This window comes from Bifidobacterium sp. ESL0825, from assembly GCF_052606465.1.
The window spans coordinates 684,551-699,570 of sequence record NZ_CP199589.1; the positions used below are offsets into that span (position 1 = coordinate 684,551).

13 protein-coding genes are annotated in these 15,020 nt (G+C 65.4%); 7 read left to right on the forward strand and 6 right to left on the reverse strand.

The window, feature by feature from the left end:
* Positions 1-6: 6 nt before the first annotated feature.
* Entirely contained in the window at positions 7-627 is a 621-nt protein-coding gene (locus ACUIAG_RS03015) for a CarD family transcriptional regulator (protein WP_024627346.1), read from the reverse strand.
* Between the two features lie 224 nt (positions 628-851).
* On the opposite strand from ACUIAG_RS03015, the gene ACUIAG_RS03020 reads away from it, so the two are divergent.
* From ACUIAG_RS03020 to ACUIAG_RS03035, 4 genes are all read left to right on the forward strand, one after another.
* A complete protein-coding gene (locus ACUIAG_RS03020) occupies positions 852-1,589 on the forward strand; it encodes a response regulator transcription factor (protein WP_045924564.1) in 738 nt (245 codons plus the stop codon).
* A gap of 9 nt (positions 1,590-1,598) precedes the next feature.
* Entirely contained in the window at positions 1,599-2,738 is a 1,140-nt protein-coding gene (locus tag ACUIAG_RS03025) for a sensor histidine kinase (RefSeq protein WP_445340123.1), read from the forward strand.
* Between the two features lie 70 nt (positions 2,739-2,808).
* Positions 2,809-3,426: a LexA family protein gene (locus tag ACUIAG_RS03030; RefSeq protein WP_445340124.1), complete on the forward strand. Its 618-nt coding sequence runs from the start codon at positions 2,809-2,811 to the stop codon at positions 3,424-3,426.
* Complete coding sequence (locus ACUIAG_RS03035; RefSeq protein WP_445340125.1) at positions 3,423-4,775, forward strand: Y-family DNA polymerase; 1,353 nt, start codon at positions 3,423-3,425, stop codon at positions 4,773-4,775. The genes ACUIAG_RS03030 and ACUIAG_RS03035 overlap by 4 nt, the downstream gene beginning before the upstream one ends.
* Here the strand turns inward: ACUIAG_RS03035 and ACUIAG_RS03040 are convergent.
* Positions 4,772-5,527 carry a ComF family protein gene (locus tag ACUIAG_RS03040; protein WP_445340126.1) on the reverse strand — a complete coding sequence of 252 codons (756 nt, stop codon included), beginning with the start codon at positions 5,525-5,527 and terminating at the stop codon, positions 4,772-4,774. The two genes, ACUIAG_RS03035 and ACUIAG_RS03040, sit on opposite strands and share 4 nt — an antisense overlap.
* A 97-nt stretch (positions 5,528-5,624) precedes the next feature.
* The gene (locus ACUIAG_RS03045; RefSeq protein ID WP_101432790.1) at positions 5,625-6,437 is read right to left on the reverse strand and encodes an HAD-IIB family hydrolase; all 813 of its coding nucleotides are present in this window, start codon (positions 6,435-6,437) and stop codon (positions 5,625-5,627) included.
* Positions 6,438-6,529: 92 nt separating this feature from the next.
* On the opposite strand from ACUIAG_RS03045, the gene ACUIAG_RS03050 reads away from it, so the two are divergent.
* Complete coding sequence (locus ACUIAG_RS03050; RefSeq protein WP_144085692.1) at positions 6,530-6,964, forward strand: metallopeptidase family protein; 435 nt, start codon at positions 6,530-6,532, stop codon at positions 6,962-6,964.
* 10 nt (positions 6,965-6,974) lie between these two features.
* Here the strand turns inward: ACUIAG_RS03050 and ACUIAG_RS03055 are convergent, their stop codons facing one another.
* The 3 genes from ACUIAG_RS03055 to ACUIAG_RS03065 are packed head-to-tail and all read right to left on the reverse strand — an operon-like array spanning position 6,975 to position 11,951.
* Complete coding sequence (locus ACUIAG_RS03055) at positions 6,975-8,498, reverse strand: DUF5719 family protein (protein WP_445340127.1); 1,524 nt, start codon at positions 8,496-8,498, stop codon at positions 6,975-6,977.
* Positions 8,495-11,635, reverse strand: a complete 3,141-nt coding sequence (locus ACUIAG_RS03060) for a glycosyltransferase (protein WP_445340128.1) — start codon at positions 11,633-11,635, stop codon at positions 8,495-8,497. The genes ACUIAG_RS03055 and ACUIAG_RS03060 overlap by 4 nt, the downstream gene beginning before the upstream one ends.
* A gap of 58 nt (positions 11,636-11,693) precedes the next feature.
* Positions 11,694-11,951, reverse strand: a complete 258-nt coding sequence (locus ACUIAG_RS03065; protein WP_029676165.1) for a WhiB family transcriptional regulator — start codon at positions 11,949-11,951, stop codon at positions 11,694-11,696.
* A 304-nt stretch (positions 11,952-12,255) separates the two neighbouring features.
* Between ACUIAG_RS03065 and ACUIAG_RS03070 the strand changes: the two genes are divergently transcribed.
* Both ACUIAG_RS03070 and ACUIAG_RS03075 read left to right on the forward strand, forming a co-directional pair.
* On the forward strand, positions 12,256-13,692 hold the full coding sequence (locus ACUIAG_RS03070; RefSeq protein ID WP_445340129.1) for an LCP family glycopolymer transferase: 1,437 nt from the start codon (positions 12,256-12,258) through the stop codon (positions 13,690-13,692).
* Positions 13,693-13,766: 74 nt separating this feature from the next.
* Complete coding sequence (locus ACUIAG_RS03075; protein ID WP_445340130.1) at positions 13,767-15,002, forward strand: LCP family protein; 1,236 nt, start codon at positions 13,767-13,769, stop codon at positions 15,000-15,002.
* The last annotated feature ends 18 nt before the right edge of the window (positions 15,003-15,020 follow it).

Here is a 15,020-nt window from a genome sequence, read left to right on the forward strand (position 1 = left end):
CCAGTCTCAGCGCTTGGCCTTGGTCTTGCCCTTGCCCTTGGTCTTGGCGGCCTCCTGGGCCACCCGTGCCAGGGTCTTGGAAGCCGGCTCCTTGGGGGACTTGGTATGGTGCTTGTCGTCGCCGGGCATGGGCTCCGCATAGCCCAGGTTGACATCCAGCAGGCGCTGGGCCTCGTCCTCATCCAGCTTCTCGGACAGGGCGATCTCGGAGGTCAGGATCTTGCGGGCCTTGATCAGCATCCGCTTCTCGCCTGCCGACAGCCCGTGCTCGTCCACGTCGCGCTGGGAGAGGTCGCGCACCACCTCGGCGATCTTGTTGACCTCGCCGGTGGCGATCTTCTCCACATTCAGCTTGTAGCGGCGCGACCAGTTCATCTCCTTCTCCTCGACCACCGGGGTGCGCAGGATCTCGAAGACCTTGGCCACCGCCTTGGCGTCGACGATGTCCCTGACGCCCACCTTGGCCGCGTTCTCGACGGGGACGTTGATGACCAGTCCGTCCGAAGAGAGCACGGACAGCTGCAGGTACTTGCGGGTGACGCCCTTGACGGTCCGTTCGGTGATGGCGTCCACCCTGGCGGCCCCATGACGCGGATAGACGACCATGTCACCGACCTTGTAACCCATATGCCCTCCAGAACGAGTCGAGAAAATACCATATAATAATGCCATTGCGCATGGACTTGCTGACGGGCGCCCTGGGACGACGCGATTCTCCGCGAGCACACTTCCCCTGGAGGCTCTGAAGACTATTCTGGAAGAAACGACGGTGGTGGAACGAATGCCGACAAGGCTCCACCCCGCATGACGAGCATCGTTTTGCGGATCAGTGATCGAAAACAGAGGTAGGCATGATCAGAAACACAAGCCGCTACACTACACCCAGCACCATCCTGGTGGTTGAGGACGAACCCACCCTGGCCACTGCCATAGCCCAGCGCATCACCGCCGAAGGGTGGACGGCCCGGGTGGCATCGGACGGTGCCAGCGCCGTGCAGGCCGCTTCCCAGATCAAGCCCGATCTGGTCATCATGGACATCATGCTGCCCGTCATGGACGGGCTGGAGGCCACCAAGCGGATCGTGGCCGAGCGGCCGGTGCCGGTGCTGATTCTGACCGCCAGGGACGACGAGGCCGACAAGGTGACCGGTCTGGGCGCCGGAGCCGACGACTACATGACCAAGCCCTTCTCCATGCGCGAGCTGATCGCCCGCTGCAAGGCCCTCCTGCGCCGGGTGGAGCGGGCCAAGGTCATCGCCAAGAACTCCGAGAACGAGAAGGTGCTGGACTTCGGATCCCTGGTCATCGACCCGGCCCAGCGCATCGTGACCCTGCGCGGGGAGCAGATTCACCTGACACCCACCGAATTCGACCTGCTGGCCACGCTGGCCCGCCGGCCCAAGTCCGTGCTCACCCGCGAGAAGCTGTTGGAGGAGGTCTGGGACTGGGTGGATGCCTCGGGCACCAGGACGGTGGACTCCCACGTCAAGGCCCTGCGCCACAAGCTGGGCTCGCAGATGATCCGCACCGTGCATGGCGTGGGCTACGCCTTCGAGCCACCCGAGGATCAGGAACAGGACCAGCGGTAGCAGCCGCGGATGCACGCTATGAGCAAGGACGGCAGAAGCCGGCGCAAGGGGCCCGGTCTGAGTGCGCGTGTGGACCGGGAACGGCCCATTGGATCCTTCGCCTCATTGAAGGTGGAGCTGAGCGTCCTGATCATCATCTCCACAGCCATCGCCTTCGTCATGGCCTGGTTCCTGCTGAAGATGGGCTGGAGCGGCTGGATCGCCATGCCGCTGACCCTGGTGGTGGCCCTGGGGATCACCTACTTCTTCTCCCGAGGGCTCACCGCTCCCCTGCGGCAGATGCGGGATGCGGCCGAGGCCATGGCCGACGGGGACTACACGGTCCGGGTCCACGCCACCACGACCAGCCATGACGAGGTGGGGCTCCTGGCCCAGTCCTTCAACGAGATGGCCGAGGAGCTCCAGCACGCCGACCAGATGCGCCGGGACATGGTGGCCAATGTCAGCCACGAGCTGCGCACCCCCGTCTCGGCCCTGCAGGCCATGGTGGAGAACATGGCGGACGGGGTGACCGAGCCCACGCCAGCCAACCTGGAGGGGATCCTGGAGCAGACCCACCGCCTGTCCGACCTGATCGCCTTCCTGCTGGATCTGTCGAGGATGGAGGCCGGAGCCGCCAGCCTGCAGATCGAGGACTTCGACTTCGGCGACTTCATCGACGAGACCCTCCAGCCCCTGGCCATAGCCGACGCCGGGCATGCCCATGACATCCAGGTGGATCTGGAGAAGGGCCTGAGAATGGAGGGCGACCAGGATCGGCTGCGCCAGCTCTTCACCAACGTCATCAGCAACGCCCTGAAGCACTCGGCCGACGGCACCACGGTGCTGATCCAGGCCCACGAGGACCGGCAGCAGGAGACCATAGTCACCAACGTGGTCAACTTCGGCTCGCAGATACCCCCCGAGGCCCGCACCGATATCTTCCGGCGCTTCGTCAAGGGCAAGGCCGGCCCGGGCACGGAGTCAGGCGGCACCGGGCTGGGGCTGTCCATCGCCCGCTGGGCGGCCCAGTTGCATGGAGGCCAGGTGCAGGTGGTGGACGATCCGCGCGGAGCGGACTTCGAGATCACCCTGCCCAGATATCACCGCGACCCCGACGAGGACGAGGGGGACGGGGACGGCTCCGGTGGGCCCGACGCGCCGCATTGACGGGGAGGCGCACTTCGGCTCATAATGAAATCGAACATTTGTTCGAATGCCATCGAGTTCGAGGTGTGTCATGGTCGCTACCATCCATGGGTCGCCGGAGGCGGCCCCTGCTTCCCTGCCGGAGTGCCGGGTCGATGCCCTGAGTCCCTTCCAAGGGCACCCCAGCCCTGTCCCGCAGGCCCTGGAGGCCGTCCACGCCGGCTTCCCCTCAGTGGCCCAGGACTACTTCAGCGGCGACTTCAGCTTCGACCAGAACGTCATCGTCCACCCCGACTCCACCTTCATCATCCATGTGGCCGGCGATTCCATGACCGGAGCCGGCATCTTCGATGGGGACCTGTTGGTGGTCGACCGGTCACTGGAGCCACGCGAGGGGGACATCGTCATCGCCATCCTGGACGACGAGCTGCTGGTCAAACGGCTGGCCAGGCGCAAGGGACGGACCATGCTGCGGGCCGAGAACCCCGCCTACCCCGACTTCCTGCCCCAGGAGGGCGAGGAACTGGTCATCTGGGGGGTGGTCATCGGCAACTACCACTGGCAGCGGGTGGATACCAAGGGCGAATCCAGGAGCGGCTCTCCCCTGCCCCAGGTCACCTATCCCGGACATACCCCGCACGGACGCAGGCGCACGGGAAGCCAGGGCCGGAAACCCGCCTATCCTTCCACGGGCTGGGGGTCGGCATGAGCGCGCAGAGACCGGCCCAGCCGGCATCCGGGACCGCTCTGACAGGCCGGGTGGTCCTGGCTGATGCCAACTCTTTCTTTGCCTCATGTGAGGCCGTCTTCGACCCCTCCCTGGCGGATCGCCCGGTGGTTGTGCTGTCCAACAACGACGGCTGCGTGGTGGCCCGCAACCGCCCGGCCAAGGCCCTGGGCATCACCAACGGCACACCCTGGTTCACCATTCGCGACCGGGCCCTGCAGGACGGGGTGGTGGCCCGCAGCTCCAACTATGAGCTCTATGCCAGCCTCTCAAGGCGCATGATGGCCATCATGGCCCATTTCCTGCCCAACCAGGAGATCTACTCCATCGACGAGTGCTTCATGGACAGCATCTGGAACGACAAGCGCACCGTCGAGATCTGCCGGGAGCTGCGCGCCGCGGTCCTGCGATGCACCGGCATTCCCGTCAGCGTGGGTGTGGCGCCTACCAAGACCCTGGCCAAGGTGGCCAACCACTGGGCCAAGGACCATCCCTCGACCGAGGGGATCACCCTCTGGAGCCAGGTGGAGTCCCAGTATGGCGACCAGGCTCTGGCATCAGTGCCCATCGACCAGGTCTGGGGAGTGGGCCGGCGGCTGACCGGCAGGCTCATGGGCATGGGCATCACCACCGCCCTGGACCTGCGCGATGCCGATCCCTCCCTGATCCGGCATCGGTTCTCCGTCATGCTGCAGCGCACCGTCCTGGAGTTGAGGGGGCGACCCTGCATCGAGCCCGAGGCGGATGCCGCCAGGGGCGTGCGCACCGATCAGATTCTGTGCTCGCGCATGTTCTCCCACCCCATAGAGGGCTACGCCACCCTGGCCCAGGCGCTGAGCATCTACGCCCAGAAGGCCTGCCGCCGCCTGCGTCGACAGCACGGCCTGTGCGGCAGGGTGCGGGTCTTCTGCTCCACCAGCCCCTATGCGCCCCAGCAGTTCTGCTCAGCTGGCCGGACCGTCGTCCTGGAGGATCCCAGCGACGACCCGCTGGTCATCGCCGGCGCAGCCAGCCGGGCGCTCAAGGGCCGAGTGGATCCTCACGCCCGCTGGATCCGGGCCGGGGTGGTTCTGCTGGACCTGACCGATGCCGACCACTTCCACACCTTGGAAGGACTGGATGCAGCCCGGGACACCCATGGACTGGGGGACGTCCTGGAGGACGCCACCCGTCGTTTCGGCCCCTTCCGCGTGGGCGTAGGCTACGGAGGCATCCGCGGCCAGGGCCGGGGCGACGAGGATACGGGGGCCGATTGGGCCATGAACCGGGGCATGCTCTCCCCCAGGGCCACCACCCGCTGGGACGAGATGGCCGTAGCACAGGCCCGTTAGAGGCCCTCATAGCCTGGAGGAACAGCCGCCAGAGCCAGGGCAGCCAGAGGCAGGGCACCCGCAGTCTCCAGGGCACGGGCGCACTGGCGGATGGTGGATCCCGTGGTGATGATGTCGTCCACCACCAAGACAGGATGACCGGACAGCCGTGAGGGATCCGCAACCGCGATCCGGCCTGCCAGCCGACGCGAACGGTTCCGACGGCCGCCCGCTTGGACAGACTTGGTCCTGACGGAGTTCATGATCAGAGCAGATTCCACACGGGCGGTCAGGCCCTGCCGCTGCAGGGCCTGGACCAGAGACAGGAGGATCGGCTGCAGATGAACCCTCCCCCGCCTTCGCAGGGATGAGGACGAGGAGGGGGCGGGAACCACCAGAATGGCCCTGGCAGGCTTGGGCCGGAGCAGAGGATCGATCAGCCTGGACAGGGCTGGAGCCAGATCGGCCATGACCTGGCCCAGCGGCCTGTCCAAGGGCCGGTTGTCATGGTCCTTCCAGGCCAGAATGACCCGTCTGACAGGTCCTCGATAGGGCGCGCAGGCCAGGGCCAGACCTACGGCATAGGCGGGCGCAGGCACCGACAGGGGCCGGAAGAGCAGGGATCTGCAACTGGGGCAGAGCAGAAGGTCAGGGCGGCCGCAGCCGGCGCAGGCTCGAGGAGCCAGCAGGTCCAGGGCCGAGCCCGCCAAGGCCGAGGCGACAGCACAAGCGGCCTGTCGGAGTCGATCAAATGCCAATGAAGGGTTGCGCATACCGCCCAGCCAACCCCAATACACAGAGGATAGGCAAGCAGATCAGATCCATGTGCATGAACAGGCTGTCTGTTCACAGAATTGTCTGCGGACAGGTTCAGACCAGATCGGCCTCCATGGCCTGAATCAGGTCCAGGGCATCAGCAGGATTGTGCACCCGCAGAGCCATGGCCCCGGCCAGGGCCGCCGGATAGTCGTTGCCGTCAGGATCCATCCGGTCGCCCACGAAGGCGATATCGCCGACATCCACACCCAGTATCCTGGCCAGGGAGGTCACGGCGTAGGCCTTGTCAATGCCCTTGGCCGAGATGTCCACGCTGGTGGAGCCGCCGGAGCGCACCTGCAGGTTGGGCAGATCAGCGGCCACGGCCCGGGCCAGGGCGTCCTTGCGGCTGTTGTCCGGATCCCAGGCCTCCTTGGCTTCTACGGGGGCCTGCTGACCCAGGGCGGAGAAGGTTATCTGGCTGCCACGATCCTCGATGCGCGGCCCCCAGACCTGCTCCTCCCAGTCGCCCAGCTGCTTGGCCCTGCGCTCCAGGCTGGCCTCGGCGGCCTGCCGGTCCTGGGCGCTCAGGTCGTGGGCGTAGACGCAATCCCAGCTTCCATCCTGCCAGCGGTAGTAGCGGGTGCCGCTGGTGGGCATCAGATGCAGTTGGCCGAAACGGGTATCGTCAGGCAGGGCATCCAGCACCTGGTCGCGGAACTGGCTGAACCGCCCGCCAGAGACGATGGCTACGGGCCGAAGCCGGGTCAGGGCGGCGAAATGGACGGCCATGGTCTGATCCATGCGGGTCTTGGACAGCGCCAGGGTATTGTCCAGATCGAAGGCCAGCACCCGTGCCCGTGCGCAGATGGACCCTATGTCTTGGCTGCCCCACCAGGCAACGTTCACCGCACCGTCCTCCGCCATGATTGCTCCCATCCGCTTGTCGATCATCGCTCCATGCTACAAGACACCCTGAATCGAAACTGCCACTGGATTGAGGGGCTATGGTGAGTGTCATGATCAACGATCAGCCGCCTTGGTCCCGCAGCGTCTATCGGGACAGTCATGGCCGCGGGATTCGTCGGCCCACCTTCGGCACCCGCCTGCCCCGCTATCGCACCAGATGCGGGATCTTCGACGATCTGACCGCGGCCCAGATCCGGCGGCTGGGAGCCGGCTGGCCCCAGCTGGTCAAGCCCGTTCAATTCGCGGTCGAGGACGTGCCGCCCTCCGACCCCACCCCCTGGGAGGACAGGGCGGACCTCTTCTCACGCAGTTTCCCGGCAGGCCGCGGCATCCCCGCCAGAATCGTCCTCTACCGGCTGCCCATCCAGAGCAAGACCCGAGACCGCACCGAGCTGGAGCTGATGATCCGCGACGAACTGGTCCTGCAGCTGGCAGACCTTTACGGGCGCGACCCCGAGGAAATCGACCCCATGTGGGGACGCTGACAGGAGACGTTCAGGGCAGGGCAGTGAAGTCGGGGCCGGAGCGGATCAGCGTGGTGGCAGGCATGAGCCCGTCAGGAGCCATGACCGCCAGACCGGCCAGACCAGCCTGGTTGACCGCGTCCACGCTCAGGCGGGCATTCCAGATCAGCCGGGAGGAGCCATGCCCGGAATCCTCGTTCAGCCGCACGGCGGCCACCTGGTCGCCCAGATCGCGGGCTGAAAGCTCATGGGCCCGACCCGGCTCAACCGTCAGCGAGCGCTCATCCAATTTTTTGCCCTTCTCGTCGAACCCGACCAGTTCGGCCTTGATCGGATCCGTCGATGGGTTGACCAGGGTCAGTGCAGCCTGGGCAGGCTGGGATATGGTCAGGGCCGAGGAGGCGGCAGCAGCACCCGCAGGAATCAGGGCCAGGTCGGACTGCGACTGGTCCTGGCTGCCTTGGCCGGTCACCTGCAGGACCGCTCGGACAGGCTGGTCGGCATGCACCTGCAGAGCCAGCTTGCCGTCAGGCACGCCGCCCAAGTCCACCGCAGTGGCCCTGGAACCCTGCAAATCCACCCGCCGCAGGGATTCCCGACCGTCTTCATCCATCCAGGAAAGCTCCACCGCAGTGGCCTTGGAACCCTGCAGAAGCAGAGTGGCCTGGTCTGCCCCGCGCAGGCCGGGAATAACCAGATCATGGCCGGGCGCCGCCAAGGCGGTTGCCTGATCCGACCCGCGCGGATCGAGTCCAGCCATGACATTGACCGAGACCGACATGGCCACTGGCGCCTGGGAGCTGCGAGCCCGGACATAGATGGCCTGCTGTCCGGGAGCCGCCGCAGACAGGTCGTATGAGGCATAGCCTCCAGGCGCCACAGTCATGGTGTTCCCGGTCTCCAAGGACAGGTTGCCGGAGGAATGCGAACCCTGGATCTCAAGACTGATCACCGTAGCCTTGGATGACGGGTTGTAGGCCACCAGCCGCTGTGCGGCCCCTCGGCCGGTGGCGGGCAACAGGAAGTCGGCATCCATGGCGGCCCGGGGACAGGCCAGCGCCTGGATCCCTCGCAGATCGCCCTTGGTGGCCCAGGAGACCATGCCGACGGCAGCCCCTGTGCCCGGCTGGGACTTGAGCATCCGGGAATCGAAGGCAGTGGCCGAGGTGCCTGGATCGAGCGAGGCGGCCATCGCCTTCTGCCCGTCCACAGGATCGGGATCAGTCATTATGGTGCGTCGCCCGCCTGCAAGCGGGGTCAGGCTGGCACTGCCGATGGCTCCAAAGGCGGCGGCTGTGACACGGGCGCTCAGATCGCCCTCCGAGGCCTTGAACTGGTCATCGCCGACCTTGTCCTCATCCGCTACCGTCATTCGAGCCGGGCAGTAGGACGCTGCCTCACGTTGGCTGACCCGGGTGGCAACGACTGTCGAGCCCTGGACCCCGTCGGCCAAGGAGGCCGGAGGCGTCCATACCGTCAGAACAGCAATCAAAACCGCCACCAGAGGCGCCGTGACCAGAGCAGCCACCAGGGATCCCTTGCTTCGTGCACTCATAGTTGCTCCCCTCCAAAGTAGCCAGGACGCGGCAGAGCCACCAGGCAGTATCCCAGCAGGACCAAGCCCAGGGTCCAGAGCCAGACCCTCCTCCAGGTGCTGGCCGCCGCCTGACGGGCCCCGGCCATGTTGACCCCCACATCCCTGCCGGATTGCGAGCTCAAACGGAAATAGGTTCCTTGGGCATTGGTCGCCACCTGCTGGGCGCCATCGCTGGCGGTGATGTTGGACACCAGGTCATCGTTGGGCGTGGATCCCATGCCGCCGGCACCAGAATGGTCGGCAGGCACGTAGATTCCTCCGAAGCCCAGGCCGGATACAGCCGCTACAGCCTTGGAGTCGGCATTGGCCATCAGAGCCGCCGCCGAACGCGAGAGGACATCCTGACCGGCCATCTTCCCGCCGTTCACCATCTGGGCGCGCAGGGCAGGCGAGGCGTCGATCAGCTCGCCTCGTGAGGTGTGCAGACCCGTGTAGGCCACGCGGCCGTGTGAGGGCGAGGTCAGCACCAGCACCCGGTGGGACGGATCCTTGTTCAGATAGTCCACCGCCACTGCCGGAAGCTGCCGGTCATCAGCGGACAGGGGCCCTCCGACTGGCGCCGCCAGACCAGCCGCCGCCACGCCTGCCGTGACCAGGGTCAGGACCAGGCCCAGCAGGAGCCTGACAATCCGTCCTCCGCCATCAGCCGCAGCTGCAGAGGTTGAAGAGGACTGCGCAGGAGGCAGGGGCGGACGATCACCATCGCCGTCTGGAACCTGATCGTGCCCGGGAGCAAGGGGCGAGAAGGGACGGACGGCCCTGCCAGCCAGGAGGCCCAGACAAGCCAGCAGTCCCATGAGTGCAAGCATCACGCCGGGCAGGACCGAACCGGCCACTGGACCGGTCTCATCCAAGCCGGTGCAGACCGCCTGGGAGATCAGCGCCAGAATCAGGCCCAGCAGAACGGTAATCCAAAGAATCCTGGCAGTCTTGAGCGCCCGAGGCACAACCAAGGCGATAAAGGCCAGCAGGGCCACCACCAGCAGAGCGCAGGCCAGGGTGGTCGGGCGCCAGAGCTCAGGTCGCCACCTGATGGGCCATTGGGCCGAAACGTCCAGGTCCAGCAGGCGGGCCAGCAGTTGCCCCAGGCTCCCGGTTCCGGGCTGACCGGTCAGGCCCGTCGAGGGGATCATCAGATCTGCGAACAGCTGCCTCCACAGCCCTTGATGAGCATGGTGCAAGGAATTGACCAGGGTGGGCGCCAGGGCCAGCGCCGAGGGCAGCGGCACCAGGAGCAGCATGACCCGATGGGAGGGCACCAGGCAGATCGCCATGATGAAGAGCGGAATCATGGCCAGCATGAGCTGAGGTTCGGCAGCCAGGACCGGCAGGAAGCAGATAGAGGCCAGAGCCGCCTGCTGCACCGAAGCCTTGGGATGCACGGGAGCCTCGGTCTGATACAGCCCCACGGCTTTGAAAACAAAGGCGAAGGCGGCAGGCATGAAGGCCATGACCGTCAGCATGGGCAGCTGCAGCCCATCCACTATGCCCAGGGCGAATGCCAGACAAGCCCAGAGCAACCCCAGCAGGACGCGGACGGGATTGGACCTGGTGACCACGCCGGCCAGAGCCCAGAACGACAGAGCGGCCAGTCCCGTCTCCGCCAGGAGCATCAGGGCCATGGCTTGGGCTACGTGACCGCCGGTCAGCAGAGCGAAGGGCAGGAGCACCAGGAGGAAGGGGGCAGGAACTGCAGGCTGCCCAACGCCTCCGGCCAGGGACCAGGAGGTGGTGGCCGCCGTCAGCAGTTGGGACCAATCGGCTCCTGACGAGGGCAGGGAGGGCGCATGGATGGCCCCTCCCGAGAAGATAGCGCGACACAGGGGCCAATGGGTGACCACAAAGGCCGCCAAGACCGCTAGGGTCATCCCTGTAGCCCAGGCCATGCGACGCAGGAACTGCTGCCGCAGATGAGCCAGGGCCAGGTGGCTGAGCATGGGATGCTCACGCTGATCATGAAAGGCCTGCCTGCGCTGCCGCCACTGCCGGATTTGCTGGCCGTTGGCCTGAAGAATGTCCAACCGGCGGGGACTGCCATGGCAGGCGGAGGTCAGACGGCGACGCATCGTGAACAAGGATGCAGGGTTGGCCAGAATCCGCCAAGGCGCGCAAAGCCGACAGAGGGCCCTGTAGGGCCGTTTGCCGATAAGATCAACCGCCATGAACCACAATGCCGCCAGAACTCGCCAGAGCCAGACCAGCGGCCACCAGGGCAGGGCAAAATCAGTCAGCAGGTAGCGTTCCCGGGCCAGTATGGGACCCATGGAGGCGTCCAAGGGGCGGTCGGGCTGCACCGCCCGCCCGTTCCGATCACGCAACCCGCTCATACGGGCGCCGACATGGGCCATCCGGGCTCCCGGCACGATTACCACCCGTCCCCCTGACAGGCAGATACGGCGGCAAAGATCGTCGGACTGGCCGAAAGTGCCAGCCCAGGCGCCTGGTCCGTCCAAGTCCTTCATGGTCTGCATGGGCACCAGGGCGCCGGCCAGGCTCACCGCGAAGACATCCTGACGCGCGTCATACTGCTGCTGGTCGGGCTCGCTGTCCACTACCAGGCTCACCGTTCGGTGACGGTAGGCGTAACGACCCACGTCACGCAGCCCCTCGCCCTGCCAGTCATACTGCTTGGCACCCAGCAGGGAGGCAGTGGGATTGCTGTGCCAGGTGTCCACCATCTCGTCCAGGCAATGATTGTCCAGTGGACGGCAGTCGTCGTGCAGAAGCCAAAGAGCCCGGATCCGACCAGGCAGGCGGGCATAGCCAAGCGCCTTGTCCAAGGCATCGCCAAAAGAGGAGGCGCCTCGCGCGCGAACCACCTGCACTTCCACCCGCGCGGGCCCATCCACCGGAAACTGCGCATAGAGCGGCTCTGCGGTGGACCCCGAACAGTCCGCGATGACCAGGACCCGCGGCAAGAGGCTCTGCCGCAAGAGGGCACGCAGGGTGTCCGGCAAATAGGTCAGATCATGCTCAACCGTGATCACCGCCGCCACGGCATCCTCCACATGAGGACTGGCGGCGGGTGAACATTCGTTCATGACCGAAGAGAGGACCTGCCGGACATCCTGGGCTTGAGGCGCGACGAAACTCATGCGTTCCAGTCTACGCAAACCAGGTCACCGAATGCCTCGCTCGGGCATCCGCGGCGATTCAGACTTGACGCTGTGCGCGCATCCTCTTCTTGTAACGGCGGCGCTCCCGTTCACTCATGCCGCCCCAGATGCCGAAGCGCTCGTCGTGTTCGACCGCCCAGTCCAGGCACTGCTTGCGGACGGTGCAGTCGGCGCAGACCCTCTTGGCCTCCTGGGTGGAGCCTCCCTTGCCCGGGAAGAATGCTTCCGGGTCGGTCTGCGCGCAGAGCGCCTCGCTTCGCCAGGATGGTCCGACGTTGACTTCGAACCACTGCATCAGCGGCGTCAGCCTGTTTTTAGTTGTACTGCTATACCGAGTGTCAACAAATCCACTCATAGCGACCCCCCAGTCCCTAGTGTGTTTACACACTTTCATTACAGCTGCTGTAGGGGTCATCTGTCAACCCCTAAATATCTGCCAGCGCAACTGAGCAACACATGCAGGGAGCCATATCGCCCGAAGAGGAGCTGCGGATGGGGGTCAGACTATACTATGACTGGTTCAAGCACGCTTCGCCGCCATCCCGGTCCTTCCCGCCGGAATGACCCCTACAGCGACAGCCGATGAGGAAGGCATACCATTGACGTCCCCAACCAGAAAGATGGGTCTGCCCAACATCAAGGCGGGCAGGAACGGCAAGCCCCAGCACAGCGACGGGTTCCGCAGCAGCCACCGTCTGCGCACGGGCATCTGTCTGGCCCTTACCTTCGTTCTTTGTTTCGTGGCCTCGACGGTGGCGGCCTTCTGGACCGACATCAACGGTCACATGCACGTGCTCGAGCCCGTCAGCCTGGCTCAAACCCACAAGGCCCCGGAGGACATCTACAAGGGCAAAACCCTGAACGTCCTGGTGCTGGGCCAAGACACCCGCGACGGCAAGGGCAATGCCGAGGTGGGCGGCAGCGGCGACGGCCTGGAGGAGAACCACCAATCGGATACGGCCATGGTGGTCCAGATCGCCGCCGACCGCTCCTATGTGAATGTGGTCTCCATTCCCAGGGACTCCATCGTGAATGCCCCGGCCTGCACCACCAGCAAGGGGGAGACCATCCCGGCCCGCCGCCAGGTCATGTTCAACTCCATCTTCGCCGAGGGCTACAACCAGGGCGGCGATGCGAATTCGGCCGCCAGCTGCTCCATGGCGGCGGTCCGCTCCCTGACCGGCCTGGATATCCAGCAGTTTGTGGTGGCTGACTTCAACGGCCTCAAGTCCATCATCGACGCCCTGGGCGGGGTCGACGTGTGCATCCCCAAGGACACCTGGGACGGCTACACCGGCATCAACCTGAAGCGCGGCCTGCAGCATCTGGACGGAACCCAGGCCACCGAGTACGCTCGCATGCGCCACGGAACCGGCGCCGACGGGTCGGATATCATGCGCACCACCCGCCAGCAGTACCTGATCAAGAGCCTGGTCAACGAGGCCAAGGCCGTCAACATCTATTCCGATCTGCCCAAGGCCTACCGTCTGGCCACCACCTCCATGTCCACCCTGCAGCTGAGCGAAGGGCTGGGCAGCTTCCAGACCCTGCTGGGCCTGGGCAATTCGCTCAAGCATATAGACACCACGCATATCTACGCCCGAACCATACCTGTCGAAGAATGGTCCCAGGACAGCAACCGGGTGGTATGGACGGACGAGGCCGAAACCATCTGGCACCTGCTGCGAGAGGGCAAGCCTTTGACCCAGGCCAATGAGGCTGCAGAGTCGGCCTCCTCACCAGGCAGCCAGGCCGGCAATGGTCAGGATGCCCAGGATGCCGCTCAGACAGCAGGCAACGGCCCTGACGCAGGGAACAGCGCCCAGTCCCCCTCTGCGTCCGATGCCGCTGCGCCCAAGCCCGATCCACGCACCGGACTGATCACCATGCCCGACAAGACCCTGATCGATCCGAACACGGGCGGGACCGTCGATCCGGACGACGGAACCATCAAGGATGCAAATACCGGACAGTACATCGGCATGGCGGACCGCTACCTGTTTGCTACGGTCTGTGCGGTTCCGGCGCAGAGATAGCCGATTGAACCCCCTAGGGTCGTTCAGGCATGCTATTGCTGACCTAGTCGGCCAAAGCTACGGAGGTTAAGGGTATGCGGACTGGATCAGACCAAGGCGGACAAGGGCAGGAGCCTCCTAGCTTCATGCCCTCCGGGCATCACCGTCCGGCGGCCGACCCCGGAGCCCCAAGCACCGGGGCCCGACACGGTCGAAGCCAGACGCCTCCCAGCTTCTCCCCATCCTCCAGGGCCGGGCATCAGAAGGCCAGACGCACCAGCGGCTCCTCGAAAACCACACCCAGGCCGGCGGCTGCAGCCGCACCTGTTAAAAACGACTGGCGCAACAACAACCGGAACATGCGGAACGGCACTGCCCTCGTCCGCAGACACCCATTGCGCAGGTTCGCGGCCATTCTGCTGCTGGTTCTGCTGCTGGCGCTGGTCGTGCTGGCGGGTGGGGGATGGTTCTGGATCAATGGCAGGCTCACCCGCGACAAGATGCTGACCGATGCCCCTGGCTCGGAAGCCAGCACCTGGCTCCTGCTGGGATCGGACCAGCGCGACGGTTCTCCCGGGGCCGGACAGGATGCCAGCATCACCGGCTTCCGCACCGACACCATCCTGGTGCTGACCAAGCCCCGGCACGGAGCCGCCTCCTTGATTTCAATTCCCCGAGACTCCCTGGTCAAGCAGGACGGGGATTACATGAAGATCAACGCCGTGGCCTACACATCGGGCTACCGGGCCCTGACCGGCCAGATCGAGGACATCACCGGCCATAAGGTCGATCATGTGGCCCTGATCCGTTTCGGAGGCCTCAGCAAGGTCGTCGACGCCCTGGGGGGTGTCAGGCTTTGCTACGACGCAGACGTCAACGACCCCAACTCAGGCATGGTATGGTCCCGCGGCTGCCATCAGGCTGACGGCGGCATGGCCCTGGCCTTCACGCGCATGCGCTACTCGGATCCCAAGGGAGACTTTGGGCGTGCCGAACGTCAGCGCCAGGCCATCTCAGCCATCAGCGCCAAGGCCCTGCAGCCTTCGGTCATGCTCAACCCGTCCAGGGCCGGCAAGGTCCTTTCGGCAGGTCTGGATGCCCTGGTGGTGGATGAGCGGGCCAACCCCATAGACCTTGTGCGCATGGTCCTGGCCTTCCGCAGCGCCAGCAGCAGCAATGGGGTCACCGGAAGCGTCTACTGGACAGACCCCGACTACTATCCGGGCGGGGGCATCGGTTCCACCGTCCTGCTGGATCAAGCCCGCAACACCGACCTGTTCAACCAACTGGCCCAGGGCAGTCATGCCGCTGGAACTGTCGGCGGCATGTAGCGCCCGCTTTGCGCACAC